22 protein-coding genes and 1 pseudogene are annotated in these 26,174 nt (G+C 71.0%); 8 read left to right on the top strand and 15 right to left on the bottom strand.

The window, feature by feature from the left end; genetic code table 11:
• Window positions 1-48: 48 nt before the first annotated feature.
• The 5 genes from OG766_RS27525 to kdpF all read right to left on the bottom strand — a co-directional run bounded on the left by OG766_RS27525 (window position 49) and on the right by kdpF (window position 5,476).
• Window positions 49-732 (bottom strand): response regulator transcription factor, encoded by a 684-nt coding sequence (locus OG766_RS27525; protein ID WP_328726417.1) that lies wholly within the window; start codon window positions 730-732, stop codon window positions 49-51.
• A gap of 122 nt (window positions 733-854) precedes the next feature.
• Complete coding sequence (locus OG766_RS27520; protein ID WP_266387850.1) at window positions 855-1,529, bottom strand: potassium-transporting ATPase subunit C; 675 nt, start codon at window positions 1,527-1,529, stop codon at window positions 855-857.
• A gap of 22 nt (window positions 1,530-1,551) precedes the next feature.
• The gene (gene kdpB / locus OG766_RS27515; RefSeq protein ID WP_266387852.1) at window positions 1,552-3,717 is read right to left on the bottom strand and encodes a potassium-transporting ATPase subunit KdpB; all 2,166 of its coding nucleotides are present in this window, start codon (window positions 3,715-3,717) and stop codon (window positions 1,552-1,554) included.
• Complete coding sequence (gene kdpA / locus OG766_RS27510; RefSeq protein ID WP_328726416.1) at window positions 3,714-5,378, bottom strand: potassium-transporting ATPase subunit KdpA; 1,665 nt, start codon at window positions 5,376-5,378, stop codon at window positions 3,714-3,716. The genes kdpB and kdpA overlap by 4 nt, the downstream gene beginning before the upstream one ends.
• 8 nt (window positions 5,379-5,386) lie before the next feature.
• Window positions 5,387-5,476 (bottom strand): K(+)-transporting ATPase subunit F, encoded by a 90-nt coding sequence (gene kdpF / locus OG766_RS27505; RefSeq protein ID WP_266387857.1) that lies wholly within the window; start codon window positions 5,474-5,476, stop codon window positions 5,387-5,389.
• 860 nt (window positions 5,477-6,336) lie between these two features.
• On the opposite strand from kdpF, the gene OG766_RS27500 reads away from it, so the two are divergent.
• From OG766_RS27500 to OG766_RS27490, 3 genes are all read left to right on the top strand, one after another.
• Window positions 6,337-6,876, top strand: coding sequence for a hypothetical protein (locus OG766_RS27500; protein WP_266387860.1), 540 nt, complete (start codon window positions 6,337-6,339; stop codon window positions 6,874-6,876).
• 86 nt (window positions 6,877-6,962) lie between these two features.
• Window positions 6,963-9,389: a SpoIIE family protein phosphatase gene (locus OG766_RS27495; protein WP_266387863.1), complete on the top strand. Its 2,427-nt coding sequence runs from the start codon at window positions 6,963-6,965 to the stop codon at window positions 9,387-9,389.
• Window positions 9,390-9,513: 124 nt separating this feature from the next.
• Window positions 9,514-11,589, top strand: a complete 2,076-nt coding sequence (locus OG766_RS27490; RefSeq protein WP_266387866.1) for a SpoIIE family protein phosphatase — start codon at window positions 9,514-9,516, stop codon at window positions 11,587-11,589.
• Here OG766_RS27490 and OG766_RS27485 read toward each other — a convergent pair.
• The gene (locus OG766_RS27485; protein WP_266387869.1) at window positions 11,567-12,202 is read right to left on the bottom strand and encodes a TetR/AcrR family transcriptional regulator; all 636 of its coding nucleotides are present in this window, start codon (window positions 12,200-12,202) and stop codon (window positions 11,567-11,569) included. The genes OG766_RS27490 and OG766_RS27485 overlap by 23 nt on opposite strands.
• A gap of 129 nt (window positions 12,203-12,331) precedes the next feature.
• On the opposite strand from OG766_RS27485, the pseudogene OG766_RS27480 reads away from it, so the two are divergent.
• Window positions 12,332-13,236: pseudogene (locus OG766_RS27480) on the top strand (DMT family transporter); the annotation flags it as partial.
• Window positions 13,237-13,290: 54 nt separating this feature from the next.
• Here the strand turns inward: OG766_RS27480 and OG766_RS27475 are convergent.
• The gene (locus tag OG766_RS27475) at window positions 13,291-14,055 is read right to left on the bottom strand and encodes an aldehyde dehydrogenase family protein (RefSeq protein WP_328726415.1); all 765 of its coding nucleotides are present in this window, start codon (window positions 14,053-14,055) and stop codon (window positions 13,291-13,293) included.
• Between the two features lie 578 nt (window positions 14,056-14,633).
• On the opposite strand from OG766_RS27475, the gene OG766_RS27470 reads away from it, so the two are divergent.
• Complete coding sequence (locus OG766_RS27470) at window positions 14,634-15,335, top strand: DUF899 domain-containing protein (protein ID WP_266387872.1); 702 nt, start codon at window positions 14,634-14,636, stop codon at window positions 15,333-15,335.
• Window positions 15,336-15,355: 20 nt separating this feature from the next.
• On the opposite strand, the gene OG766_RS27465 is transcribed toward OG766_RS27470, so the two are convergent.
• Window positions 15,356-15,898 (bottom strand): FABP family protein, encoded by a 543-nt coding sequence (locus OG766_RS27465; protein WP_266387875.1) that lies wholly within the window; start codon window positions 15,896-15,898, stop codon window positions 15,356-15,358.
• A gap of 401 nt (window positions 15,899-16,299) precedes the next feature.
• On the opposite strand from OG766_RS27465, the gene OG766_RS27460 reads away from it, so the two are divergent.
• Window positions 16,300-18,876 (top strand): Pls/PosA family non-ribosomal peptide synthetase, encoded by a 2,577-nt coding sequence (locus OG766_RS27460; RefSeq protein WP_328726414.1) that lies wholly within the window; start codon window positions 16,300-16,302, stop codon window positions 18,874-18,876.
• Here OG766_RS27460 and OG766_RS27455 read toward each other — a convergent pair.
• The 4 genes from OG766_RS27455 to OG766_RS27440 all read right to left on the bottom strand — a co-directional run bounded on the left by OG766_RS27455 (window position 18,832) and on the right by OG766_RS27440 (window position 21,841).
• Window positions 18,832-19,167 carry a hypothetical protein gene (locus OG766_RS27455; protein ID WP_266387880.1) on the bottom strand — a complete coding sequence of 112 codons (336 nt, stop codon included), beginning with the start codon at window positions 19,165-19,167 and terminating at the stop codon, window positions 18,832-18,834. The two genes, OG766_RS27460 and OG766_RS27455, sit on opposite strands and share 45 nt — an antisense overlap.
• A 157-nt stretch (window positions 19,168-19,324) precedes the next feature.
• Window positions 19,325-19,960: a DUF1345 domain-containing protein gene (locus tag OG766_RS27450; protein ID WP_266387882.1), complete on the bottom strand. Its 636-nt coding sequence runs from the start codon at window positions 19,958-19,960 to the stop codon at window positions 19,325-19,327.
• A gap of 40 nt (window positions 19,961-20,000) precedes the next feature.
• The gene (locus tag OG766_RS27445; protein WP_328726413.1) at window positions 20,001-20,813 is read right to left on the bottom strand and encodes a family 1 encapsulin nanocompartment shell protein; all 813 of its coding nucleotides are present in this window, start codon (window positions 20,811-20,813) and stop codon (window positions 20,001-20,003) included.
• Window positions 20,810-21,841 (bottom strand): Dyp-type peroxidase, encoded by a 1,032-nt coding sequence (locus OG766_RS27440; RefSeq protein WP_266387886.1) that lies wholly within the window; start codon window positions 21,839-21,841, stop codon window positions 20,810-20,812. The genes OG766_RS27445 and OG766_RS27440 overlap by 4 nt, the downstream gene beginning before the upstream one ends.
• Before the next feature lie 265 nt (window positions 21,842-22,106).
• Here OG766_RS27440 and OG766_RS27435 point away from each other — a divergent pair, with 265 nt between their 5' ends.
• On the top strand, window positions 22,107-22,697 hold the full coding sequence (locus OG766_RS27435) for a TetR/AcrR family transcriptional regulator (RefSeq protein WP_266387889.1): 591 nt from the start codon (window positions 22,107-22,109) through the stop codon (window positions 22,695-22,697).
• 113 nt (window positions 22,698-22,810) lie between these two features.
• On the opposite strand, the gene OG766_RS27430 is transcribed toward OG766_RS27435, so the two are convergent.
• Together OG766_RS27430 and OG766_RS27425 are read right to left on the bottom strand one after the other, a co-directional pair.
• On the bottom strand, window positions 22,811-23,161 hold the full coding sequence (locus OG766_RS27430) for a VOC family protein (RefSeq protein ID WP_328726412.1): 351 nt from the start codon (window positions 23,159-23,161) through the stop codon (window positions 22,811-22,813).
• A gap of 66 nt (window positions 23,162-23,227) precedes the next feature.
• Window positions 23,228-23,980 (bottom strand): 4'-phosphopantetheinyl transferase family protein, encoded by a 753-nt coding sequence (locus tag OG766_RS27425; protein ID WP_328726411.1) that lies wholly within the window; start codon window positions 23,978-23,980, stop codon window positions 23,228-23,230.
• Window positions 23,981-24,072: 92 nt separating this feature from the next.
• Here OG766_RS27425 and OG766_RS27420 point away from each other — a divergent pair, with 92 nt between their 5' ends.
• Window positions 24,073-24,513 carry a VOC family protein gene (locus tag OG766_RS27420; RefSeq protein WP_328726410.1) on the top strand — a complete coding sequence of 147 codons (441 nt, stop codon included), beginning with the start codon at window positions 24,073-24,075 and terminating at the stop codon, window positions 24,511-24,513.
• Window positions 24,514-24,593: 80 nt separating this feature from the next.
• Here the strand turns inward: OG766_RS27420 and OG766_RS27415 are convergent, their stop codons facing one another.
• A complete protein-coding gene (locus OG766_RS27415; protein WP_328726409.1) occupies window positions 24,594-26,168 on the bottom strand; it encodes an MFS transporter in 1,575 nt (524 codons plus the stop codon).
• Window positions 26,169-26,174: the final 6 nt, after the last annotated feature.

Here is a 26,174-nt window from a genome sequence, read left to right as displayed (position 1 = left end):
GCGAGTCGGCACCCGGGTCGCCCGGGCGCCGACGTCACCGACGGGGGGTCAGCTCTCGAAGCGATAGCCCATGCCCGGTGCCGTGACGAGGTGCCGAGGGTGGGAGGGGTCGGCTTCGAGCTTGCGTCTCAACTGGGCCATGTAGACGCGGAGATAGTTGCTCTGTGTGTCGTAGGCGGGACCCCAGACCTCCTGGAGGAGCTGTCTTTGGCCCACGAGCCGGCCGCGGTTGCGGATCAGCACTTCCAGCAGATGCCACTCGGTCGGCGTGAGGCGCACGTCACGCCCCTGCCGCATGACCTTCTTGGCCGGCAGGTCGACGGTGAAGTCCTCGGTCGTGACGATCAGCGACCGCTCGCCGGGCGGTGCGGGCAGTACCCGGCGGGCCGACGCGCGCAGCCGGGCGAGGAGTTCGTCCATGCTGAACGGCTTGGTGATGTAGTCGTCGGCGCCCGCGTCGAGCGCGGCGATCTTCTCGTCCGAGGTCCGGCGGGCGGAGACGACGAGGACGGGCACCCGGCTGTGGACGCGCAGTGCGTGCAGGACGTCGATGCCGTCCATGTCCGGCAGCCCGAGGTCGAGGAGGATGACGTCCGGGGCGAACTCCCCGGCGAGCCGCAGGGCACGGGCCCCGTCGGTCGCGGTGTCCGCCTCGAAGCCGCGCGCCTTCAGGTTGATCACGAGAGCCCGTACGAGCTGTGGGTCGTCCTCGACCACCAGCACCCGGGTCATTGGTGCGCCCTTTCTGTCGTAGGGCCCGGGCGGCGGACGGCCGGTTCACTTCGGCCGCGCCCGCTGCCCGGTCCGGTCGCTTCGACCGGTCGCTTCCGACCGGTCGAAGCGTCCGGTGGGGATCACTTCTCGGTGAGCTGCTTCAGCGCGATGTTGAGCTGGAGCACGTTGACCCGGGGCTCGCCCGCGAAGCCGAGGGTCCGGCCTTCGGTGTGGTCGGCGACGAGCTTGTCGACCTGAGCGACGGTGAGGTGGTTCTTCTCGGCGACGCGGTGGATCTGGAGCTTCGCGTACTGGGGGGAGATGTGCGGGTCCAGTCCGGAGCCGGAGGAGGTGACGGCATCGGCCGGCACGTCCGACGGCTTGACCTTGTAGCCGGCCGTGGAGTTGTCCTTGACGACGGCGGCCTTGGCGTCCTTGACCCACTGGATCAGTTCCTCGTTGTCACCGGAGCGGTTGGTCGCTCCGGAGAGGATCAGCGAGTACTGGGTGTTGACGCTGTTGCTGCCGAGGCCGTTGGACGGGCGCGGCTGGAACCACTTCAGGTCCGGGACCGCGGCCTCCTCCGCGTCGTCCGGGTTCTTCTTGGGCAGGTTGTACGTCTGCCCGATCAGCGAGGAGCCGACGACCTTGCCGTCCGCCGTGATCTCCGAGCCGTTCGCCTTGCCGGGGAACAGGCCCTGGGCCACGCCCGTGACGACCAGCGGGTAGATGACGCCGGTCACCAGGGTCAGGACGAGCAGGGCGCGGAGCCCGGCCCCGATCAGCCGTGCCGCGTTTCCAAACGATGTGTTCATGGCGATCTGCACGCTTTCTGGATTAACGCAGCCCGGGGATGAGGGAGATGACAAGGTCGATGATCTTGATGCCGATGAACGGGGCGACGAGGCCGCCGAGTCCGTAGATCCCGAGGTTGCGGCGGAGCATCCTGTCCGCGCTGGTCGGCCGGTAGCGCACGCCCTTCAGGGCGAGCGGCACGAGGGCGATGATGATCAGCGCGTTGAAGATGACCGCGGACAGGATCGCGGACTCGGGCGAGGACAGCTGCATGATGTTGAGCTTGTCCAGGCCCGGGTAGACCACCGCGAACATCGCGGGGATGATCGCGAAGTACTTCGCCACGTCGTTGGCGATGGAGAAGGTGGTCAGCGCGCCCCGGGTGATGAGGAGCTGCTTGCCGATCTCGACGATCTCGATGAGCTTGGTCGGGTTGGAGTCGAGGTCCACCATGTTCCCGGCCTCCTTGGCGGCCGAGGTACCGGTGTTCATCGCCACACCGACGTCCGCCTGGGCCAGCGCCGGGGCGTCGTTGGTGCCGTCGCCCGTCATCGCGACGAGCTTGCCGCCGGCCTGCTCCCGCTTGATGAGCGCCATCTTGTCCTCGGGAGTGGCCTCCGCGAGGAAGTCGTCGACGCCCGCCTCTTCGGCGATCGCCTTGGCGGTCAGCGGGTTGTCACCCGTGATCATGACGGTACGGATGCCCATGCGGCGCAGTTCCTCGAACCGCTCGCGCATGCCGTCCTTGACGACGTCCTTCAGATGGATGACACCCAGTACACGAGCACCCTTGTCATCCTCGGCGGCAACCAGAAGCGGCGTGCCACCGGCCGCGGAAATCCCGTTGGCAAGGGTATCCGCGTCGCCGGCGACCTCGCCGCCCTGCTCCTTGACCCAGGAGATCACGGAGGCGGTGGCGCCCTTGCGGACCTTGCGCCCGGTCCCGTCCTCGACGAGGTCGACTCCGGACATCCGCGTCTGGGCGGTGAACGGCACCCAGGTGGCGTTCGACAGCTCGCCCTGGTGGCGCTCGCGCAGGCCGTACTTCTCCTTCGCGAGGACGACGATCGAGCGGCCCTCGGGGGTCTCGTCGGCGAGCGAGGAGAGCTGGGCTGCGTCGGCGAGCTCGGCGGCGGTGACGCCCTTGACGGGGACGAACTCCGCGGCCTGGCGGTTGCCGAGGGTGATGGTGCCGGTCTTGTCGAGCAGCAGCGTCGACACGTCACCGGCGGCCTCGACGGCGCGGCCGGACATGGCCAGCACATTGCGCTGGACGAGCCGGTCCATGCCGGCGATGCCGATCGCCGAGAGCAGGGCGCCGATGGTGGTCGGGATGAGACAGACCAGGAGGGCGACGAGCACGATCATCGACTGCGGGGCGTCCGCGTACGTCGCGAACGGCTGCAGCGTCACCACCGCGAGCAGGAAGACGATCGTCAGCGAGGCGAGCAGGATGTTCAGCGCGATCTCGTTGGGCGTCTTCTGCCGGGCGGCGCCCTCGACCAGGCTGATCATGCGGTCGATGAAGGTCTCGCCCGGCTTCGTCGTGATCTTGATGACGATGCGGTCGGACAGCACCTTCGTACCGCCGGTGACGGCCGAGCGGTCGCCGCCGGACTCGCGGATGACCGGGGCCGACTCACCGGTGATGGCGGACTCGTCCACCGAGGCGACGCCCTCGACGACGTCACCGTCGCCGGGGATGATGTCGCCGGCCTCGCAGACGACCAGGTCGCCGATGCGCAGGTCGGTGCCGGGCACCCGCTCCTCGGTCCTGCCGTCCTTGCCCAGACGGCGCGCCACGGTGTCGGTCTTGGCCTTGCGCAGCGTGTCCGCCTGCGCCTTGCCGCGGCCCTCGGCCACGGCCTCCGCCAGGTTGGCGAAGATCGTGGTCAGCCACAGCCAGGCGGTGATGGCCCAGCCGAACCAGTCGGACGGGTTCATGACCGCGAAGACCGTGGTCAGCACCGAGCCGACCAGGACGACGAACATGACCGGGGACTTGATCATCACCCGGGGGTCGAGCTTGCGGATCGCGTCCGGGAAGGACGTGACCAGCTGCTTGGGGTCGAACAGGCCCCCGCCTACGCGCCCGGCGTCGGGCTTGTGCCCGGTGGGGACGTCCTGGTGCGGGGCCCGGGTGGGCGTGGCCGTCGGACTCGGTGTCATGGAGCCGGGCTCCTCTTGCTTCTTTACGTTGGTGGTCATGACGCCAGCCCTTCGGCGAGCGGACCCAGCGCCAGGGCCGGGAAGTAGGTCAGACCGGTGATGATCAGGATCGTGCCGACCAGCAGCCCCGCGAAGAGCGGCTTGTCCGTGCGCAGCGTGCCCGCGGTGGCGGGGACCGGCTTCTGCTCGGCGAGCGAACCGGCCAGCGCCAGGACGAACACGATCGGCAGGAACCGGCCCAGCAGCATGGCCAGACCGATGGTGCTGTTGAACCACTGGGTGTCGGCGTTGAGACCCGCGAACGCGGAGCCGTTGTTGTTGGCGCCGGAGGTGTACGCGTAGAGGATCTCGGAGAAGCCGTGCGCACCCGAGTTGGTCATCGAGTCGACCGGGGTCGGCAGGGCCATGGCCGCGGCGGTGAAGCAGAGCACCAGCGCCGGGGTGACCAGGATGTAGCAGGCCGCGAGCTTGATCTCGCGGGTGCCGATCTTCTTGCCGAGGTACTCGGGCGTGCGGCCGACCATGAGACCGGCGATGAAGACCGCGATCACGGCCATGATCAGCATGCCGTAGATGCCGGAGCCGACACCACCGGGGGCGATCTCGCCGAGCTGCATGCCCAGCATGGTGATGCCGCCGCCGAAGCCGGTGAACGACGAGTGGAAGGAGTTGACCGCGCCGGTCGAGGTGAGCGTCGTGGCCACGGCGAAGATCGACGAACCGCCGATGCCGAACCGGGTCTCCTTGCCCTCCATGGCGCCGCCGGCGAGGTCGAACGCCGGTCCGCCGTGGTGGAACTCGGTCCACATCATCAGCGCGGTGAAGCCGATCCAGATCGTCGCCATGGTGGCGAGGATCGCGTAGCCCTGCCTGAGCGAACCGACCATGCGGCCGAAGGTGCGGGTCAGGGCGAACGGGATGACCAGGATCAGGAAGATCTCCAGCAGGTTGGAGATCGGGTTGGGGTTCTCGAAGGGGTGGGCGGAGTTGGCGTTGAAGTAGCCGCCACCGTTGGTACCCAGCTCCTTGATGGCCTCCTGCGAGGCGACCGCGCCGCCGTTCCACTGCTGGGTGCCGCCCAAGAACTGGCCGACCTCGTGGATACCGGCGAAGTTCTGGATCGCGCCGAGCGCGACCAGGACGATCGCGGCGATCACGGAGATCGGGAGCAGGATGCGGACGGTGCCGCGCACCAGGTCGGCCCAGAAGTTGCCCAGCTCACCGGTGCGGGAGCGGGCGAACCCGCGGACCAGCGCCACCGCGACCGCGATACCGACGGCCGCCGAGACGAAGTTCTGCACCGCGAGGCCGCCGGTCTGCACGACGTGGCCCATGGCCTGCTCGCCGTAGTACGACTGCCAGTTGGTGTTGGCCACGAAGGACGCGGCGGTGTTGAACGCCTGGTCCGGGTCGATGGCGGAGAAGCCGAGCGAGCCGGGCAGGCTGCCCTGGACGCGCTGCAGCAGATAGAGGAAGAGGACGCCGACGGCGGAGAAGGCGAGGACGCCGCGCAGATAGGCGGGCCAGCGCATCTCCGTGTTCGGGTTGGCGCCGATGGCCTTGTAGATCCACGTCTCGACACGCAGGTGCTTGTCGGAGGAGTAGACCCGGGCCATGTAGTCACCGAGCGGACGGTACGCCAGCGCGAGCGCCGCGATCAGCGCGAGCAACTGGAGCACACCAGCAAGTACGGGGCTCATGTCGGTTCTCAGAACCTCTCCGGCTTGACGAGGGCGAGGACGAGATAGCCCAGCAGGGCGACGGCGACGAGCAGGCCGACGATGTTCTCGGCAGTCACAGCTTCGCCACCCCCTTGGCAACGAGAGCCACCAGCGCGAAAACCGCGATCGTGGTGACGACGAAGGCCACGTCGGCCATCGTGTGCTCCTAGATGAGGCTCGGAAATACGGATCGGACCGTTAGAGGAAACCTCGGTATCGAGCCCCTGAGCGCGCCGTTGACGGCGCCCTTACGGCCACTGACACGTCCTTGACGGGACTCATACGCGTGTCGCGTCGACGTCCGGGAACGTGCAGGCAGACGGCACGTGCGGAGGCCCCGCGGACGCCCCCGGCGGGCCCGGCGGCGGGCCGGTGAGCGCGATATCCGGTCACCGGCCGGCCGCCGGGAGGCTCTGTCGGGGCCCGGGCGGGCCCTGAGCGGTCCGCCCGGAGCCGGTGCGGACGGGTGGGACCGCGCGGACCTCGTCGCCGAGGGAGGCGGCCGCGGACAGGACCTCGCTGGTCCACCGGGGCAGGGCCGGCACCGGAACGATCACCGGCGACCGGTCGCGGTGCGGGCGCCGGGGGGACCGGTCGCGGTGCGGGCGCCCGGGCACCGGTCGCGGTGCGGGCGCACGGAGATGCGGGTGTGCCCGATCCCCGCGGCTCACGGTCGCCACTGGCACGGGGGTGCGGACGCCCGTGGATGCGGGTGCGGACGCCCGTGGATGCGGGTGCGCCCGCTCCCCCGCGGCTCACGGTCGGCGCCGGCGCGTCCTTCGCGCCGCCCTCCCCGCGCTTCACGCACGCGTGACGGCCCCGCGCCACCTGCCCCCGGCAGGAGAGCCGTCAGGCCGCCGTCAGGAGCGGCCCCCGCGGCGTCAGCGGTGCGTCAAGGAGCACCGCGGGCCGGGTCCGTGTGCTTAGCGTCGCCGCCATGGGACGACGTATCTCTGCGGTCATGCTGCCGCCGCCGGGTGCGGCGGCCCGCGACGAGGACTGGGCAGGGCAGGCGCGGGACGCGCTGCGCTGCGCCGCTCTGCTCCTGGGCCTGCTGCTCGTCATCGACGCTGGCGCGGGCCATCTCGACGGGCCGCGCGCCCTGTTGTGGACCGGCCTTTCCGTGCTCCTGATCGTGATCCTCGTACCGCCGCGGGTGTCCGCGGGGGCGGGCTGGCTCGCCTCCCACGGTGTGCTGCGCCGGCAGCTGGTGCGCACGGACCGGCTGGTGTCCGTGCGCTGCTCGGACGGGGTGGCGCAGCGCCTGGTGCTCCGTGACGCCGACGGCTGCCGGGTCGAGGTCGACCCGCGGGTGTTCCTCGCCAATCCCGCGCTGTGGCACCGCCTGGACGAGGACTCCCGCGCCGCCCGTGAACGCGGGACGCTGCTGTGCGGGGAGACGGCGCTGCGGGCCCTGTCGGAGCGGATCGACCGCGAGACGGCGCACCGGGTGTTCACGGTCTCGGGGCTGGAGTAGGCGCACGTTCCCGGGTGAACATGCGTCAGGCGGGCCAAGGTCAGCAGCACGTGCGCAACCGCCGGAGCCGGTGGAGCATGAGAGTGATGACCGGATCCGTGACCCTGATCAGTGAGAGTCCCGAGGACCCGTTCTCAGTGGGTCGCGCCGTCTCCGTCGTGCTGGACGAGCAGGGCACGGTGGTCGGCTGGAGCGAGCGCGCCCGGGAGCTGCTGGGGTTCACGGACGAGGAAGCCCTGGGCAGGCCGGCCGGGGACCTTCTCGTCGACGACCGTGACCTCGCAGTCGTCCGGGAGGCGGTGGAGCTGTGCGTCAGGCACGGCGGCTGGTTCGGGGTGCTGCCCGTGCGCGACCGCGAGGGCCGCAGGCTCGGCCTCGGCGTCCGGGCGCGCCGGGTGATCCGGGCGGGGCGCGGGGATGAGTGGCTGCTGGTGGCGGCGCCCGCGGACGAGGTCACCCGGTGGGAGATCGACCGGTCGGTCCTGGAGGGACTGTTCCACACGTCCCCGATCGGCCTGGCCGTGCACGATCCGGCCCTGGCGATCCTGGGGATCAACCGGGCCATAGCGAATCTCGGCGGCATCACCGGCGAGCAGGCGCGCGGGCACCGCATCGGTGACTTCCTGGTGCGCGCGGACGCGGAGACGATCGAGGCCCGGCTGCGGGAGGTGCTGGAGACCGGGCGGCCGATGATCTACACCGAGCAGTCGTGCCGGCTGCGGATCGACCCGGGGCGCGAGCGGTACGTCGCCGTGTCCGCGTTCCGCATGGAGGACGGCGCCGGCCGGACGCTGGGCGTGACGCAGCTGGTCGAGGACGTCACCGACCGGCACCGGGCGCGCCGCCGGCTGGGGATGCTGAACGAGGCGAGCGAGCTGATCGGGACCACGCTGGACGTGGAGACCACGGCGCAGGAGCTGGTGAACGTCGCCGTACCCGGCATCGCGGACTGTGTGACCGTCGACCTCCTCCAGGCGGTCGGCCTGGGCGAGGTGCTGCTGCCGCGCATCGGTCCGCTGCGCAGGGCGGCGTTCAAGTCGGTCGCGCCGTACCCGGAGCGGGTCATGTACGCCATCGGCACGCTCAGGACGTTCCCGCCGGACACGCCGCAGGCCCGCTGTCTGGCGACCCGGCGTCCCGTGCTGGTGGCCCGCTTCGATCCCGACGACCCGACGGTCGGCCTGGACCCGGAGCGGACCGAGCACGCCCGCACCCTGGGCGTCCACTCGCTGATGGTGGTGCCGCTGACCGCCCGCGGACTGGTCCTGGGGCTCGTGTGTCTGTGGCGGTACGTCGCCCCCGAGCCGTTCGAGGAGGACGATCTCACGCTGGCGAACGAGTTCGGCGCGCGTGCGGCGGTCTCGATCGACAACGCCCGCCGCTACACCGCGGAGCACCGTACGGCGCTGGCGCTGCAACGCCGCCTGCTGCCGCGCGAGTTCCCCTCCCATCCGGCGGTCGTCGTCGCCCACCGCTATCTGCCGGCCGGTGGCGCCGCCGGGGTCGGCGGGGACTGGTTCGACGTGATCCCACTCTCCGGGGCCCGGGTCGCGCTGGTCGTCGGCGATGTGGTGGGGCACGGCATCAACGCGGCGGCGACGATGGGCCGGCTGCGTACGGCCGTACACACACTGGCCGACCTCGATCTCGAACCCGACGAGGTCCTCTCCCATCTCGACGACCTCGTGACGCGGCTGGCCGGCGAGCAGGAGCCGGGCGACGAGGACTCCCCCGGCGAACAGGTGGTGGGCGCCACCTGCCTGTACGCCGTGTACAACCCGGTGTCGCGTCTCTGCACGGTCGCCCGCGCCGGGCATCCGCCGCCCGCGGTGGTCGCGCCGGACGGCGAGGTGAGCCTCCCCGACCTGCCCGCCGGCCCTCCGCTCGGGCTCGGGGGGCTGCCGTTCGAGTCCGCGGACCTCGAGCTGCCGGAGGACAGCGTGCTGGCCCTGTACACCAATGGGCTCATCGTGGGTGACGCCCATGACGTCGACGTCGGGCTGGAGCGGCTGTCGGCCGCGCTGGCCGGTCCGCACCGGCCGCTGGAGGAAGTCGCCCAGGCCGTGGTGGACGCGCTGCTGCCCGCGCGGCCCACCGACGACGTGGCGCTGCTGCTGGCCAGGACCCGGACGCTGGCACCGCGGCAGGTCGCCACCTGGGAGCTGCCGGCGGAGCCGACCGCGCCGGCCCGTGCCAGGGGGCTGACCGCGCGGCAGCTCGCCGAGTGGGGCCTGGAGGACTTGGCCTTCACCACGGAGCTGATCGTCAGCGAGCTCGTCACCAACGCCTACCGCTACGCCGGCGGGCCCGTGACCCTGCGGCTCATCCGGATGCACCGTCTGATCTGCGAAGTGTCCGACCCCAGCAGCACCTCCCCGCATCTGCGGCGGGCCCGCAGCACCGACGAGGGCGGCCGAGGGCTGCTGCTCGTGGCACAACTGACCGCACGATGGGGTACACGACACGCGCACGAGGGCAAGACTGTGTGGACCGAGCAGGAACTGCCCGGATGACCGGCGCAGCCGAAGCTGCGCACAGCTGAGCGCGGAGGGACGATGGAGTGCGCCCAGGTTTCCGGCAGGGGTGGGCTCGGCCTGCACACATGCCCTGGGAAGGTGGCGGGAGGAGCGGCTGCGGATGAGTGGCACCGAAGCGTTCCCCGGTGACCTGGTACCGAGTGTGGAGGTCGGCCCCGCCCCGCCCGGCGGGCTGCTCGACGTCCTCGGGCTGGCCCCGGTGGTGCTCGATGCGGAGGGGCGGATCGCGCTGTGGAGCCAACAGGCCGAGGAACTGCTGGGGTACACCGCCGAGGAGGCCCTGGGCCAGTTCGCGCTCCGGCTGCTGGTCGAGGACCAGCACATCGATCTCGTCCTGGAACTGTTCTCCCGGGTGATGGAGAGCGGTGAGAACTGGGCCGGGGTGTTCCCGGTCCGCCACAAGGACGGCGCCATGCGGCTGCTGGAGTTCCGCAACATGCGGCTGCAGGACCAGCACGGCGGCTACTACGCCCTGGGGCTGTCCACCGACCAGGAGACGCTGCGCAAGGTGGAACGCGACCTGGCGCTCTCGGTGCGCCTGGTCGACCAGTCACCGATCGGCCTGGCCGTGCTCGACCCCGATCTGCGGTGCATCACCGTCAATCCCGCGCTGGAGCGGGCCAGCGGCCTCCCGGCGGCGCAGCACGTCGGCCGGCGGGTGAGCGAGACACTGCCGTTCCTGGACGCCGTCCGGCTGGAGGCGGCGATGCGCCGGGTCCTGGAGTCGGGGACGCCGCTGGTGGACCGGCAGGTGATCGAGCGTGCGCCGGCCGACCGGGAGACCGAGCGGGCCTGGTCGGTCTCGCTGTACCGGCTGGAGGATCCCCGCGGCCGGATTCTGGGTGTGGCGGCCTCCGTGGTGGACGTGACGGACCGGCATCACGCGGCCAAGGAGGCGGAGCGGGCCAGGCACCGGCTCGCCCTGGTGGCCGACGCGTCGATGCGTATCGGGACCACCCTGGACCTGTGGGAGACCGCGCGGGAGCTGGCCGACGTCGCCGTGCCCGAGCTCGCCGACATCGCCGCGGTCGACGTCCTGGACTCCGCCGTCGAGGGCCGCCGTGAATCGGTGCAGGCCGGGGGCACGGCGGTGTTCCGCGCGCTCGCCGTCGCCGCGGCCTACCCGACGGTCGCGGTGCAGGCCGCCGACCCTCCGGGCGACATCACCCGCTACGAGGCCGACCGGCTGGTCACCCGGTGTGTGCAGACGGGCGAACCGATCGTGGTGCCCCATGTGGCCAACGAGGACCTGCCGGGCATCGCGCGTGACGCCTCCGCCGCGGTACTGCTGGCGGCGGCCGGGGTGCACTCCTATCTGGCCGTGCCACTGATCGCCCGCGGGGAGGTGCTCGGAGCACTGGACCTCAAACGGTTCCGCAACCCGCTGCCGTTCGACGCCGACGACGTCGTGCTGGCCAGTGAACTGGCCGGCCGGGCCGCGGTGTGCATCGACAACGCGCGCTGGTACCAGCAGCAGCGCAATGCCGCGCTCGCGCTGCAGCGCAGTCTGCTGCCGCGGCATCCGCCGCATCTGGTCGGCCTGGAGGTCGCCTCCCGCTACCAGCCGGCCGGCTCGGTCAGCGAGGTCGGCGGCGACTGGTTCGACATCCTCCCGCTGAACGGGGACAAGACCGCCCTCGTGGTGGGCGACGTCATGGGCAGCGGCATCAACGCCGCCACGGCCATGGGGCGGCTGCGCACTGCCACCCAGACCCTCGCCTCGCTGGGCCTGGATCCCGAGCGGGTACTGCACCAGCTCGACGCCATCGCCGGCGAGCTGGAGCCCTACATCGCGACCTGCCTGTACGCGCTGTACGACCCGCACGAGGGCCGGTGCAGCATCTCCACGGCCGGTCATCTGCCGCCGGTGCTGCTGCGGCCGGGCGAGGCGCCCGTACTGCTCGATCTGCCCACCGGGGTCCCGCTGGGCGTCGGCGGCGTGGACTTCCACGCCGTCGGCTTCGACCTGGCGCCCGGTGACACGCTGGTGCTCTACACCGACGGTCTCGTCGAGACGCGGGACCAGGACATCGACACCCGGCTGCATGTGCTGCTGACGCTGCTGTCGGAACCGCCCGCCGGGCTGGAGGACACCTGCGACCTGCTGCTGGAGTCGCTGCGGCAGGGGCCCGGGCAGGACGACGTGGCCCTGCTCATCGCCCGCGTACTCGGCTGACGGCGGCCGCGTCGCACAGCGAACGGGCCTGTTCCCGTGCGGCGCCGAACGGGTCCGGGAAGACGTCCAGCCCGTACGCGACGAGCGCTCCCTCGTGCAGGAGCATGAGGGAGCGGCCCAGTGCCTCGGCATCGTCCGGGGCGGCGGCGCGCACCAGATCGGTGAACAGGCCGAGCATCCATGCCTTCTGCCCGGTGATGACGGCGCGGGCGGGATGCCTCGAATCGTCGATCTCCGCATGCGCGTTGACCATGCTGCACCCGCGTGGTCCGTTCTGTGCGGACCAGTCGCGGGAGGCGTCGAAGACGGCGAGGATCCGGTCCTCCGGTGAGGCTCCGGCCTCCGCGAGGTGCTCGGCGAGGACGTCCCGCCAGCGCTCGTCGCGCGCCGCGAGGTACTCCACGACCAGCTGCTCCTTGGAACCGAAGCGGTCGTAGAGGGTCTTCTTGGTCACTCCCGCCTCGGCGGCGATCAGGTCCACCCCGACGGCGTGGATGCCGTGGTCGTAGAAGAGCCGTGAAGCGGCCTCCAGGACGCGGTGTGCGCCGGGGGTCATCGTGATCCGGTGCGGCGGAGCGGGGGTGGGGGCGGGGGTGTGCGGCGGACGGGCCATGACGACGAGTATACCGATCTGTATAGTGGGTCGGGAGTAGACAGATCTGTTTACCGACGCGTCCGTCCTCTGTCCGCCCCGCCGGCGGCCGGTCCGCCCGCCGGCGCACCTCCTCGGGTGGTGACCGACATGAACGTGCTCCTCTCCGCCGCCTTCGTCCTCTGCTGGAGCTCCGGCTTCATCGGGGCCAAGCTCGGCGCCGGCAGCGCGGCCGCGGTGACCGTGCTGATGTGGCGCTTCGTCCCGCTCGCCGCGGTGCTCGCCGTGGCCGCCGCGGTGTTCGCGCGGGCCTCCTGGCGCGGGCTGACCGCCGTGACCTGCTGCGGCAGTCCGTGATCGGGACGCTGTCGCAGAGCGGCTATCTGCTCACGGTGTACGGAGCGATCCAGCTCGGCGTCTCCACCGGCACCACGGCCCTCGTCGACGGCACCCAGCCCCTCGTCGCGGGCGCGCTCGCCGGGCCGCTGCTGCGGCAGTACGTCCCGGCCAGGCAGTGGTGGGGCCTGCTCCTCGGGGTGGCCGGTGTCGCCGTCGTCACGCTCGCCGACGCGGGTGCGGCGGAGGGGGTCCCGCCGTGGGCCTACCTCGTGCCGTTCCTCGGCATGCTCTCGCTGGTCGCCGCGACGTTCCTGGAGCGCCGTACCCGCACGGACGTGGCGCCCTCGGTCGCCCTCACGGTCCACTGCGCCACCAGTGCCGTGGTGTTCACCGTCCTGGCCGCGGCCACGGGTTCGGTGACGCCACCCGCCGACGCCTCCTTCTGGACGGCGGTCGCCTGGCTGGTGCTCCTCGCCACCTTCGGCGGATACGGCCTGTACTGGCTGATCCTGCGCCGCTCCGGAGTGACCCGGGTCAACACGCTGATGTTCCTGATGGCGCCGGTGACGGCCCTGTGGGGAACGCTCGCGTTCGACGAGCCCTTCGGCGCGCAGACCGCGGCCGGCCTGGTCCTCGCCCTCGCCGCGGTGGTGATCGTGCACCGCGGCGGGGACCTCGGCGACGCCCGCACGGACCGCTCGGTTCGGGATGACGCTCCGTCATGCGGCCGACGGCACCGGGCCGGTGGGCCGGTCGCCGCCGGCCGTCGGCTATCGCTGGATCGTTCCGGGGGTGATGACGACGTGTTCGTACTCGATGAAGTCGTCCATCACCGCCGTGTCGTGGACCTCGGTGTCGAGCGCGCACGGCACGTCGGAGGCGGCGACCAGATACCGGGCCCCGTTCGCGTGTTCCTCGGTGAAGCCGTTGACGACTCCGCGCGGCAGGGACTCGATCTCGGAGAAGATGCCGAAGACCAGCGCGTTCACCAGGGCGGTCTGCCCCGGCATCCGCACCACGCTGGTCGTGCCGGCCGCCAGGGCCGGGGCGAGGGAGCAGATGAGGAGGACGACCGGGGAGTTGCGGGGAACGACGATTCCCGCCACGCCCCGGGGGCGCCGCAGAACGAGTGAGCATCTGCCCGGGGCGACTTCGAGGGCGCGGCCGTATCCGGTCCGGATCAGTGAGGCGAAGTAGCGCAGCCGGGACGGCACCGTCTCCGCCTCGAAACGCGCGTGCTGCCTGCGTTTGCCGTTCTCCTGGGCCAGCACGTCGGTCAACTGCCCTATGTGTGAGGTGAAGACGTCGGCCATCTCGTGCAGGGTACGGGCGCGCAGATGCCGGTCGTCCTTCCAGCGCGTCTCCCCGAACGCCCGCCGCGCCGCGGTGAGTGCGCGGGCCGCCATCTCGCGTCCGTCGTCGGCGTACCCGCCGCCGGGGGTCTCCCCGGCGGCCTCGTACGCGCCGTCCATGTGCCGGCCGCCCGAGCCGATCCAGGCGCCGTCGATCCAGTGCAACGCGGTCCCAGTCGTCATGGCTCACTCCCAGGTTCGTCCGGAGCGATGAGTGACGGACACGTCGCCGGGGTGGGGCGCAGCTGCTTCGACATGACCGCCGTACCAGCCGACGCCGCCCGCGGCGTACCGCGCAGCGACCCGCATCATCGCGTGTGTGATGACGCCGCCGGTGTGCCCGAATACGCTGATCTCGCTGATCGGTCTCGTGGAAGAGTCACTCGAAGTGCCGCGACGCCCGAAGCGTCCGGTCGGATCTGCGCGCAGACATCTCAGATGCCGTTCTCACGATGTTGCCGTCCCTCAGGGCATCCCGCAACGCGAGCGCACCGCCGGGTCCCCGCGGGGCTCCGCTCCGGCCCAGGCGTCGCATACGGACACAAAGGGTCCGACCACGTTCGACCGGTCCGACGACCTCGGCCCGTTCGGCGGCAGCAGGCACGACACGGGGGCGGTACAGCACGGTGTCACGACGCGCATCGACGTGCGCCCGTGCCGATGGCGCCCGACCCTGGACGCAGGGGGCTGCCGGGCGCCGCCCGGCTCGTCGCCCCGGCCCGGCGCACGAGCGAGGACCGAAGTGGAAGGTGACCATGACGATGAACACGCCTCCGGTCGTTTCACCGCGGGAGTGGGAGGCCGCGCGCCAACAGCTGCTCGTGGAGGAGAAGAAGCTCACCCGCGCCAGGGACGCCCTGGCCGCCAAGCGGCGGCGGATGCCCTGGCTGGCGGTGGAGAAGGCGTACACCTTCGACGGGCCCGAGGGCAGGGTGAGTCTGCTCGACCTCTTCGCGGGCCGCCGTCAGCTGATCGTCTACCGCGCCTTCTTCGAGCCCGGTGTGTCCGGCTGGCCCGACCACGCCTGCCGCGGCTGCTCCATGGTGGCCGACCACGTCGGCCACCTGGCCCATCTGAACGCCCGCGACACCACCCTCGTCTTCGCCTCACGCGCACCGCAGCCGGAGATCGAGCGCGTGAAGGCGCGGATGGGCTGGACGATTCCCTGGTACACGATCACCGACGCGTTCGACACCGACTTCGGTGTGGACGAGTGGCACGGCACCAACGCGTTCATCCGCGACGGCGACAGCGTCTTCCGTACGTACTTCATCAACGCCCGGGGTGACGAGGCGTTGGGGAGCACCTGGAGCTACCTCGACATGACGGCCCTCGGGCGGCAGGAGGAATGGGAGGACTCGCCCGCGGGCTATCCCCGTACCCCGCCGTACGCATGGTGGAACTGGCACGACGAGTACGGGGACGCCGGCCCGGCGCCGGAGCGGGTGGACCGGCAGGACTGAGCCGACCGCGCGCCCCGGCCTCAGTCCCCGCGTCGGAGCCGGGCCGACAGGTGATGCTGCAGCGGCTGCCCGACCGCCGCGAGATCGTGGACGAAGTCGAGCGTGTCCTCGTCCGCCAGGGTGTAGCGGCGGTGGGTGGCGTCGACCTCCTTGGCGGTGGGCGCGAGGGCCACCTGATGGGTGGTGAGGTCGACCGTGCCGTCGCCCGCACGGCCGACCGAGATCTCCGCGATGCCCGTGGGCTGCGTGATCAGTGCTTCCACGCGCCCGTCGGGCTGCAGCCGCCACCAGCCGCTCTCCCGGGCCGACGGCCGCAGCGGGTTTCCGTCCGCGTCGAGGAGCCAGGCGCGGGCCTCGTAGTGGAGGAACGGCCGCCCGTCATGACTGAACGTGACCTCCTGCGCGTACGCGAACTCCTCGGCGAGCGTCGGATACTCGCCGCGGCCCCGGCCCACCCAGGTGCCGAGGAGCCCGGTCACCGGTGCGAGCAGTGCGTGCGGCTCGGGTGCCTGGTCCGCTCGCAGCGCGTCGGGGTACGGGTGCTTCCGGACGGGGTCGGACATGATGCGCGCTCCTGGGTCGAGGCCTGTGCCGGGTGCAGCCTAGGGCGTCGGTCCACCGGCGCCCGGCAGCCGGCCCCTGGCGGCGGCCGGTGACCGCCCGGCCCGTCGGTGCCGAAGGGGCGGGACGGGGCGCCTCACTCGTTCGGCGGAGTGCCTCCGCCACCCGGAGCGGAGCAGGCCGGCACGGGTACGTACGGGCCCACGCGACGGCCGCGCCGTGCCGGCGGGTCGGTTCCGGTGGCACCCCGCCAGGGGGCGGCTGACACTGACAGTCCGTCTCCTGTGACCAGGAGAGAGCGCACAACCTCGTGGCTTCCCGGGGTGCCGGCTCCGGCCCTTGTCGGTGCCGGCGCGGGCCCCGGCGTCGGCCAAGGGGGCCGACGTATCCGCAAGGAGCTCGCATGGTGGAGAAGTCCGTCGAGGTCTTGACGCCCGAGCCCGAGGAACCGGGGCTCTCCCGGCGCGGCGACGCCGGTCCGGTGACGGACACCGGGACGGGTCTCGCCGAGGTTCTGGCCGATGTCATCGGCGTCGAGCAGGTGTCGCCCGACAGCCACTTCTTCGACGACCTCGGAGCCAATTCGCTGGTCATGGCGCAGTTCTGCGCCCGGGTCAGGAAGCGGGACGACCTGCCGTCGGTGTCGATGAAGGACATCTACCAGCACCCGACGCTCGGGCGCCTGGCCACGGCGCTGGCGGACGCGGCCCCCTCCCCCGCCGCAGCGCCGGTCCCCGAAGGGGTGCCGGTGCTGGAGGCATCCGAGGTGGCGATACCCGCCGGCACACTGCGGTACGTCCTGTGCGGCGTGGCACAGCTCCTGATATTCCTCGGCTACTCCTTCGTCGCCGGACTGATCGCCGTGCGGGGCTACGAATGGGTCGCCGAAGGCACGGGCCCGGTCGACCTCTACGTCCGCTCCGCCGTCTTCGGCAGCGCCGGCCTGCTGGCCATGTGCGTGTTCCCGATCGCGGCCAAGTGGATCCTCATCGGCCGCTGGAAACCCCGCGAGTTCCCGGTGTGGGGTCTGACCTATCTGCGCTTCTGGACCGTCAAGGCGCTCATCCACGCGAACCCGATGGTCTTCTTCTCCGGCAACCCGATCTTCGTGCTGTATCTGCGGGCACTGGGCGCGCGCATCGGCAAGGGGGTCACGATCCTCACCCACAGCGTGCCGGTCTGCACCGACCTGCTCACCATCGGCTCCGGCACGGTGATCCGCAAGGACGCGTTCCTCCTCTGCTACCGGGCGCACGCCGGACGTATCCAGACCGGCCGGATCACCATCGGACAGGACGCCTTCATCGGCGAGAAGACCGTGCTCGACATCGACACCTCGATGGGTGACGGCTCGCAACTCGGCCACACCTCCGCGCTGTACAGCGGACAGTCGGTGCCGAGCGGTGAGCGGTGGCACGGCTCCCCGGCGCAGCCCACCCAGATCGACTACGTACGGGTCGAACCGACGGCGTGCGGCACATGGCGCCGGGTCGGCTACGGCCTCACCACCGTCCTCCAGACGTTCCTCCTGTACATGCCGCTGACCATCGGCATCGCCTACGCGGTCCTGACCCGGCTGCCGGTGGTCGGAACGATGCTGGCTCCGGGCCCGGCGGATCTCACGTCGGCCGGCATCTACGTCCACGCGCTGCTCGTGTCCGCGGTGTTCTTCTTCGGAGCCGTCGTCCTGGGCATGGCCGTGCTGTACACCGTTCCCCGGCTGCTGAACCTGGTCGTCGAACCGGACAAGGTCTATCCGCTCTACGGACTGCACTACTCGGTGCATCGCACGATCGCACGCATGACCAACGTCAAGTTCTTCGCCTGGCTGTTCGGGGACAGCTCCTACATCGTCCACTACCTGCGCGGCCTCGGATACGACCTGTGCCGGGTCGAGCAGACCGGATCGAACTTTGGCTCCGAACTGCAGCACGAGAGCCCGTATCTGAGCACCATCGGCAGCGGGACGATGATCGCCGACGGCCTGTCGATCCTGAACGCGGACTACTCCAGCACCTCCTTCCGCGTCTCCCGGACATCGATCGGGGCGCACAACTTCCTCGGGAACAACATCGCCTACCCCGCCGGGGCCAGGACGGGCGAGAACTGCCTCCTCGCCACGAAGGTGATGATCCCGCTGGACGGAGAGGTGCGTGAGGGAGTGGGGCTGCTCGGCTCGCCCTGCTTCGAGATACCGAGGTCGGTCGAGCGCGACTCCCGCTTCGACCACTTCAGGACCGGGGACGAACTGCGCCGCAACCTGTCGGCGAAGAACCGCTACAACATCCGCTCGATGACGGGCTTCCTGTTCCTGCGCTGGCTGTACGTGTTCCTGCTCACCGTGATCGGCCTCGTCACCGTCGACCTCTACGGCATCTTCGGGCCGGTGGCGATCGCCCTGTACCTGGCGACGGCGCTCGCCTTCTCCGCCCTCTACTACGTCGTGGTGGAGCGGTGCATCGCGGCCTTCCGCGCGCTCCGACCGCAGCTGTGCTCCATCTACGAGCCGTACTTCTGGTGGCACGAGCGCCTCTGGAAGGTCCCCGACGAGTACCTCGAGATCTTCAACGGCACTCCGTTCAAGAACGTGATCTGGCGGCTCCTGGGAGTCCGGATCGGCCGCAGGGTGTTCGACGACGGCTGCTATCTGACGGAGCGGACCCTCACCACCATCGGCGACGACTGCACGCTCAACGCGGGAAGCAAGATCCAGTGCCACTCCCAGGAGGACGGCACCTTCAAGTCGGACTACAGCTCACTCGGCACCGGCTGCACCCTCGGCGTCGGCGCCCATGTGCATTACGGCGTGACCATGGGCGACGGCGCGGTGCTCGCCCCGGACTCGTTCCTGATGAAGGGTGAGGAGGTCCCCGCACGCGCCCGGTGGGGCGGAAACCCGGCGGTGGAGGAGATCTCCACCGCGAATCCGCCGGTCTCAGCCCTCACGCGGCTCAGTGTGACCGGCGGCCCGGGCGCCTGAGTCCTTGCGTTCCGCGAGCAGGAAGAGGGCCGCTGCGGCGGCGGGGAAGACGAAGCCCAGGTTCATACAGGCCGTGACCGTCTCGTCGGAGGCTCCGGCGATACGGGGAATGCCGTTGAGGGGCATCAGGGCGTAGAGGCACAGGAGACCGTAGGCGCGAAGTCGCATGCCCGCCTGCCGCTTCCGCGTCCACGGCGGTGTCCAGCCGGACAGCATCGCCACCGGCACCGGCAGCATGAGCGCCGACGCCACGGCGAGTGCGATCGAGGAGTAGAGCGGATTGCCGTTCATCCCGGCCCTTTCGTCGCTGTGCGGCGGGGGCCGCCGGAACAGGAGGCAGGGAGCCAAAGGTATGTCAGCGGGCGGTGCGGGCCGTCGCACACGGCCCGACACTCCAGCGATGCACTCCGTTGCGCGCGGGCCGAGGTGCTGATGCCGTGCTCGCCGGTCAGCCCGTGACGATCCCGGTGACGAGGTTGATGGTGGTGGCCAGGATGCCGGCGCCGAAGACGTAGGACAGCAGGCAGTGGCGGAGGGCGATCGCACGGATCGCGGGGCTCGACACGTCGGTGTCGGAGACCTGATAGGTCATTCCGAGGTTGTAGCTGAAGTACAGGAAGTCGCTGTACTGAGGCGGATCGTCGGTGTTGAAGTCGATCCCGCCCCGGGGCGGCAGATAGAACAGGAACGCGTAGCGGGTGGCGTACATCAGGTGGAGGGCGGCCCAGGCCATGGACACGCCGCAGAACGCTGTCGCGGCCGCGGCGTGGCTCAGGTCCGAGTGGCCGACCAGGAGCAGCACCACGATGCCGACCAGTCCGCACACGGCGGTCCCGACGACCGCGAGTTCTTCGAGAACGGGCCGGAACTCCTCGCGCCGGACGTTGCGAAGGGTGGCGGCGGCGTCCATGGGCCACAGGGCGAACCACCCGGTGACGACGAAGAGCGTCTCCGCCGCGGCGATCCCGGCGAGGATTCCCAGCAGCGGGTGGGCCAGGAAGGCGACGAGCGTGCCGATCGCCGCTCCGAGGACCGTCGCGCCCGCGAGCCGGGGGACGGCGGACAGCACCAGCCAGTGGTTCATGGCGCCTCGCGTGTGATGCCTCGGCCGGTTCGGTGAGGTCTCAGGTTTCCAGTACGACGACGGCCTCGTCCGTGTACGTCAGGAACGTCAGCGTCTCGTGGAAGTACAGCTCGATACCGCTCGCGTCGTGCCCGGTGTAGCCGATCGCCACGTCCTGGCCGAGGTGCAGTTCGAAGTCGCCGCCGCGAGTGGACAGGACGAAGCCACCGGTGAGGGCCGGGGCCCAGATCGGGGCGCCGTCCAGCATCCGGGCCAGATGGGCCGCGATCGGATAGCCGTGGTCGGAGGTCTCGCTGACCGCCCGGTACTCGTCGGCGCCGAGCAGCAGCTCGTACGGGCCGTCGACGCCGGCCAGCCGCAGCGACGTCAGAGCCCGGCTGACCGCGTCGGGGTAGTCCCGCGGCTCCTCGGGCAGTCTCAGCACCGGGTTCGACGACCGTGCGCGCAGTCCGTCGACGCCCGCCGCACCGTACCCGTCGAAGATGGTCCGGTCTTCGACGTACGCCATGGTGCGCGCCGCGTCCTTCACGGGCTGCCAGTCGGAGTCCTTCGAGCCGCGCTCGACATCGTCGACGGCGGACCTGTCGACGGTGAACGGCACCCGCAGTTCGACGACCGGTTTCGCCTCGCGCAGCCGCGCCGTGACCCCGGTGGCGGGCGGGGTGATGTCGGAGAGGTGTCCGGTGTCGACGGCGGCGAGCCCCGGGCCTGCCGGGTCGGGGACGTCGACGACGCGACGGCCCGCGACATGGCGCCGGAAGGTACGGCGGGCCTCCTCCTCGATCTCGGCCCAGGCCGCAGGGGTGATCGGGGCGAGTTCGCGGTGGAGGTTGTTCGTGGTGGGGGTCGTCATGGCACCCGGGCTCCTTTCAGGCTGCCGATGCCCAGGGAGTCTCCGAGCCGGACGGCGTCGGGAGGAGGCGCGGGAAGGTCGCCGAGGCGGGCGGCATCGGGGGGCGGGGAGGGGAGGTCGTCGAGGAGATCGGCGCTCGGCACGAAGAAGAGGCCGCCGGTCACGGCCGTGGAGAAGTCGAGGATGCGGTCCGTGGTCCCGGGTGGATCGCCGATGAACATGTTGCGCAGCATCCGTTCGGTCACCGCGGGCGTGCGCGCGTAGCCGATGAAGTAGGTGCCGAACTCGCCGCGGCCGACCTCACCGAACGGCATGTTCTCCCGAACGATCTTCTGCTCGGCGCCGTCGTCGTCGACGATCGTGTTGAGCGCGACGTGCGAGTCGGCCGGCTTGACGTCGTCGGACAGCTCGACGTTGGCCGACTTGGTGCGTCCGATGACGTGCTCCTGCTCCTCGACGGTCAGCGAGGTCCAGGCCGCCATGTCGTGCACGTACTTCTGCACGATCACGTAGCTGCCGCCCAGGAAGTCCGGGTCCTCGTCGCCGATGAACACCGCCCCGTCGGCCGTCACGCCCTCGGGGTTCTCGCTGCCGTCGACGAATCCGAGGAGGTCGCGCTCGTCGAAGTACTTGAAGCCGTGCACCTCGTCGACGACGGTCACCGCGGTGCCGAGCTGGTCCACGATCAGCCTGGCCAGTTCGAAACAGAGATCCATGCGCCGGGCCCGCACGTGGAAGAGCAGATCCCCCGGTGTGGCGGGCGCCCGGTGACGAGGGCCCCGCAGCGGCTGGAAGGGGTGCAGCTCACGCGGCCGCGCTCCGCCGACGAGGCGGTCCCATACCTCCGAGCCGATGCCCACGACACAGGTGAGGCCGTCGTCGGGAGCCCGGAACGCCACGGACCGGATCAGCCCCGCCAGGTCCTCGATCCCGTCGCGCACGGTGGCCTCACCACCGGGTGCCACGGTGGCCACCAGGAAGACCGCGGCCCTGGAGGGCGGCGTGACGACGGACTGGGACACGACCATGAGACTCCCGACGACCTGAAGGGGCGAAAGGGCATGAAAGGGGCAGCGCCAGATTAGCCGCGCCCGATCGGGGCCGCAGCGCGACGGCACCCCCGCGGAGTACCGGGCTCGACCCGGCCGGCACCCGGGCGTGGCAGGGTCGGGCAGCCGGCAGGCACGACGGCGGGTGGAGGCGCCCGGCCTCCCCTTACGGGTCGCTCGTGCCTCCAGCGGCGAAGTACCGTGTGCGCATGGCTTCAAGAGGCCGAAGACGGGGGACGCAACGATGACGAACGGGGTTCGCGCACAGCAGCGGGAGCAGACGCGGCACACCTTGCTGCGGGAGAGCCGACGGCTCTTCTCCAAGGTGGGTTACGCGTCCGTAGGTCTGTCGGAGATCGTCGGGGCCGCCGGAGTGACCAAAGGCGCGTTGTACCACCACTTCGACAGCAAGGCCGCACTGTTCCGGGCCGTCCTGGAGCAGGTGCAGCAGGAGGTCGCCGCGCACATCGCGGCGACGGCGGACGCCCAGGAGGACACCTGGGACCAGTTCACCCACGGCTGCCAGGCGTTCCTCAGCGCCTCCACCGACCCCGCGATCCAGCGCATCATGCTCGTCGACGGGCCGGCGGTGCTCGGCTGGCGGGACTGGCGGGCGATGAACGAGGCCACCTCCGGCCGCCACCTGGCCGAGGCTCTCACCGTCCTGATCCATGAGGGCACCATCCCCGCACAGCCGGTCGCGCCGCTCGCGCATCTGCTGTCGGGGGCGATGAACGAGGCGGCGTTGTGGCTGGCGACGTCGGAGGACTCCTCCGATCCCGAGGACACCCGGCAGGCGCTGGCGCGGATGCTGGAGGCGCTGCGGGCGAAGTGAGCGCACGCGCGCGCCGGGCGGGCGCGGCGAGGGCCGGGGAGCCGGGCCGCGAGCTCCGGCCCTCGGCCCGACGCGACGTCCGCCTGCGGCGTGCGGCCCTGAGGCTCCGGCGCTCAGACCGGCGCGACGACATCGATCCGGACCCCGTTGGGGTCGGTGATGACGAGGTGCCCCCGGTCCGGGCACTCTGCCGCCGCGAGAGCGGCGATCCGGTCCCACTCCTCTGCCGTGTCGTCCACCGCGAGGGTGAGCCGCACCGCGCGCACCGGCCGCAGGAGCGCCTCCGGCAGTGCCGGGTGGGCGTGGTCGAGCAGGGCGAGTTCGTGCTGTCGCCCCCCGGGCCGGCTGAGACCGGCGTACCACTGGGTCGTGTACGTGGCGGTGAAGCCGAACAGTCTGTTGTAGAAGCTGCGGGACTCCCCCAGCCGCGAGGTGCAGATCACCGGACAGAAGCTGGTCAGCATGGGGTGCCATCTCCACTCACGTACCAACGGTATGTGAACTGAACCTAATGACATACCGATGGCATGTCAACATGGGCCCCTCTCCTCCAACGAGCCGACACCGCCCAGGACATGGCCGTACGCCGACCAGTTCAGCTCGCCCGGTCCGGTGGGCACCCGCACCCACCGTGGAACGGCCAGCGCCGCGGCGTGCGTGCGGTCCTGCGGGCCACACGACAGGTTGACGACGCGCCAGCCCGCGGGCCTCCCCTCTCCCCCCGCTCCCAGGTAGTCCCGGTCCAGCCCCCGGCTGAGCCCGGTCCCCAGGGCCTTCAGGTACGCCTCCTTGCGCGTCCACAACCGGCAGAACTCCAGGGGGCGTTCGGCCCAGGGAACCCGGAGCAGCTCCTCCCGCTCGCGCGGATGCAGCCGCGACAGGCACAGTTCGACCGTCCGACGGCCGGGCAGCCGCTCCACGTCGACCCCGACGAGCACGTCGGCGACGCCGACGAGCGTGATGCCGGCGCAGTGGGAGAGGGAGAAGTGCAGGCCGCCGGGGCCGTCGAGGAGCACCGGCCGCCCGTGCGGCCCGGCGCAGTGCCCGCAACGGTCACGGCCGAACCGAAGGTCCCGCGGATGGACGCCGAGCCGGTCACCCAGCAGCAGCCGCAGCCCCACATGCGCGGCGAGGTACATCGACCGGTCGCGCCGGCGGGTGAAGGATGCCGCCCTGGCCTGTTCCTCCGCGTCCAGCAGGGAGAGCGAGAGGTCCTCCCGCCACGGGGGCGCCTGCCGCACCGCCCATACGCGGACCTCGCCCGCCGCGCGCACCGCTGTCATGTCGACCTGCCTTCGATCCGGCGGACGTGACGCGGGGGCGCATGCCTCGTTGAGACACGACGACCGCATACCCGCCCCAGAACGGTGCCGTGATGACGCCCTCTGCCCTGACCAGCTTCTATCCCGTACTCTGCACCGAGCGGCTCGGTGAGTCCGTGGCGTTCTACAGCACGCTGTTCGGATTCGAGACGACCTTCGCGTGCGACTGGTACGTCAGCCTGCGGCGGCCCGAGCCGCCGCACTACGAGCTCGCCCTCGTCGCCGCCGAGCACGAGACCGTGCCGGAAGCCTTCCGCCGGCCGGCCCAGGGCCTGCTCCTCAACTTCGAGGTGGCCGACGTCGACGCCGAGTACGCGCGCCTCGTGACGGGCGCCGGCCTGAAGACCGAACTCCCCCTGCGCAGCGAATCGTTCGGTCAGCGCCACTTCATCGTGGCCGCCCCCGACGGCGTGCTGATCGACGTCATCACGCCCATCGCCCCCACGGGGGCGTACGCGGACGCCTACCAGGATCTGCCCGGCGCCTCGGTGTGACCGGTGCGGCCCGCGTCGCATGACACGGGCCGCACACCGGCGGCCGGTCCGGCCCGTCCCGGCGGGGACGGCGCGGCGCGCTAGCCCTCCACGCCGACGGCGGGAACGACGTCGTCGGCCGAACCCTCGCTACCGTCGGAGTCCTCGCCCGCTCCGGTGGCCGGAATCTTGATGACCACCGCCACCAGCACGGCGGAGGCGAGCGCGACGAACGCGCCGATGCCGCCGATGACGTTCATGCCGTCGGTGAACGCCTCACGTGCGGAGTCGAGCAGGACGGTCGCCACGTCCGAGGACAGGCCCTGCGCCGCCTCGACCGCTCCGGCGAGCGTGTCGTCGGCGCTCGCCGCCACTCCCTCCGGGACGTCCACCCCGCCGCGGTACACGGCGGCGCCGAGGCTGCCGAGCAGGGCGACGCCGAGCGCCATGCCGAGTTCGGTGCTGGTCTCCGAAAGGGCCGCGGCGGACCCGGCCTGCTCGGGCTGGGCCGATCCGACGACGATGTCCGTGCCCAGGGCGATGAGCGGGCCACCACCGGCGTAGACGAAGGCGAAGCCCGTCACCACCTGAGCGATGCCCGACGAGCTGTCGGCCAGGCTCAGCATCACATGGCCGATGCCCGACACGGCGAGCCCGACGGCGACGACGTACGCCGGACGGATCCTGCTCGCCGCCATCGGGGACACCACGGCCGTCACGATCAGCGCGAAGGCCGCCGGCAGCAGGTACAGTCCGGCCTTCATCGGGGACAGTCCGCCGACGAGCTGGAGGTACTGCGTCACCGTCAGATACGTGCCGCCGGCCACCAGCATGCTGAGCAGCAGCGTCACCAGGGCCGTACGGAAGGTGGAGTTGCCGAAGAGGCCGAGGTCGAGCAGCGGGCTCTCCAGTGTGCGCTGACGACGGACGAACAGCACGCCGACGACCAGGCCGACGACGATCGCCGCGAGCGGGACCGGGTCGACCCCGTCGTTGGCGATCTCCTTCAGTCCGTAGATCACCGGGAGGATCGTGGCGAGCGACAGGGCCACGCTCGTCAGGTCGAGCCGGCCGGCCTCCTCGTCGCGGTACTCCGGCAGCAGGATCGGGCCCGCCACCAGCAGCACGCCCATGATGGGCACGCCGAGCAGGAAGACCGAACCCCACCAGAAGTACTCCAGCATGGCGCCACCGACCACCGGGCCGAGCGCGATGCCCACGGAGAACATGGTGACCCAGACCGCGATCGCCACGCCGCGCTGCCGCGCGTCGCTGAACATGTTGATGATCAGGGCGAGGGTCGAGGGCATCAGCGTGGCTCCGGCGATGCCCATCGCGGCCCGCGCCGCTATCAGCGCGGCCGGGCCGTCGGCGAAGACAGCGCCGAGCGAGGCGAGGCCGAACGCGGCGGCGCCGATCAGCAGCAGCTTCCGGCGGCCGATCCGGTCGCCCAGGGTGCCCATGGTCACCAGGAAGCCGGCGATGAGGAAGCCGTAGATGTCGATGATCCACAGCATCTGGGCGGCGGAGGGGTTCAGGCCTTCGCTGATGTGCGGTACGGCCAGGTGCAGCACGCTCACATCGATGGACAGCAGCAAGGTCGGCAGCGCCAGCACGGCCAGGCCCAACCACTCACGAGGTCCTGCCTGCGAGGTGGTATCGGCGGTGGTACTCATGTGTTT

Origin of the sequence: Streptomyces sp. NBC_00259 (assembly GCF_036181745.1) — a bacterium.
In the GTDB taxonomy this organism is placed as follows: domain Bacteria; phylum Actinomycetota; class Actinomycetes; order Streptomycetales; family Streptomycetaceae; genus Streptomyces; species Streptomyces pratisoli.
This window is presented reverse-complemented; position numbering and strand designations above follow the sequence as displayed.

Bases quoted from the DNA above. Each gene is read 5' to 3' on its own strand.
- OG766_RS27525 (WP_328726417.1), bottom strand. From the start codon at position 732: ATGACCCGGGTGCTGGTGGTCGAGGACGACCCACAGCTCGTACGGGCT.
- OG766_RS27520 (WP_266387850.1), bottom strand. From the start codon at position 1,529: ATGAACACATCGTTTGGAAACGCGGCACGGCTGATCGGGGCCGGGCTC.
- kdpB (WP_266387852.1), bottom strand. From the start codon at position 3,717: ATGACCACCAACGTAAAGAAGCAAGAGGAGCCCGGCTCCATGACACCG.
- kdpA (WP_328726416.1), bottom strand. From the start codon at position 5,378: ATGAGCCCCGTACTTGCTGGTGTGCTCCAGTTGCTCGCGCTGATCGCG.
- OG766_RS27500 (WP_266387860.1), top strand. From the start codon at position 6,337: ATGGGACGACGTATCTCTGCGGTCATGCTGCCGCCGCCGGGTGCGGCG.
- OG766_RS27495 (WP_266387863.1), top strand. From the start codon at position 6,963: ATGACCGGATCCGTGACCCTGATCAGTGAGAGTCCCGAGGACCCGTTC.
- OG766_RS27490 (WP_266387866.1), top strand. From the start codon at position 9,514: ATGAGTGGCACCGAAGCGTTCCCCGGTGACCTGGTACCGAGTGTGGAG.
- OG766_RS27485 (WP_266387869.1), bottom strand. From the start codon at position 12,202: ATGGCCCGTCCGCCGCACACCCCCGCCCCCACCCCCGCTCCGCCGCAC.
- OG766_RS27475 (WP_328726415.1), bottom strand. From the start codon at position 14,055: ATGACGACTGGGACCGCGTTGCACTGGATCGACGGCGCCTGGATCGGC.
- OG766_RS27470 (WP_266387872.1), top strand. From the start codon at position 14,634: ATGAACACGCCTCCGGTCGTTTCACCGCGGGAGTGGGAGGCCGCGCGC.
- OG766_RS27465 (WP_266387875.1), bottom strand. From the start codon at position 15,898: ATGTCCGACCCCGTCCGGAAGCACCCGTACCCCGACGCGCTGCGAGCG.
- OG766_RS27460 (WP_328726414.1), top strand. From the start codon at position 16,300: ATGGTGGAGAAGTCCGTCGAGGTCTTGACGCCCGAGCCCGAGGAACCG.
- OG766_RS27455 (WP_266387880.1), bottom strand. From the start codon at position 19,167: ATGAACGGCAATCCGCTCTACTCCTCGATCGCACTCGCCGTGGCGTCG.
- OG766_RS27450 (WP_266387882.1), bottom strand. From the start codon at position 19,960: ATGAACCACTGGCTGGTGCTGTCCGCCGTCCCCCGGCTCGCGGGCGCG.
- OG766_RS27445 (WP_328726413.1), bottom strand. From the start codon at position 20,813: ATGACGACCCCCACCACGAACAACCTCCACCGCGAACTCGCCCCGATC.
- OG766_RS27440 (WP_266387886.1), bottom strand. From the start codon at position 21,841: ATGGTCGTGTCCCAGTCCGTCGTCACGCCGCCCTCCAGGGCCGCGGTC.
- OG766_RS27435 (WP_266387889.1), top strand. From the start codon at position 22,107: ATGACGAACGGGGTTCGCGCACAGCAGCGGGAGCAGACGCGGCACACC.
- OG766_RS27430 (WP_328726412.1), bottom strand. From the start codon at position 23,161: ATGCTGACCAGCTTCTGTCCGGTGATCTGCACCTCGCGGCTGGGGGAG.
- OG766_RS27425 (WP_328726411.1), bottom strand. From the start codon at position 23,980: ATGACAGCGGTGCGCGCGGCGGGCGAGGTCCGCGTATGGGCGGTGCGG.
- OG766_RS27420 (WP_328726410.1), top strand. From the start codon at position 24,073: ATGACGCCCTCTGCCCTGACCAGCTTCTATCCCGTACTCTGCACCGAG.
- OG766_RS27415 (WP_328726409.1), bottom strand. From the start codon at position 26,168: ATGAGTACCACCGCCGATACCACCTCGCAGGCAGGACCTCGTGAGTGG.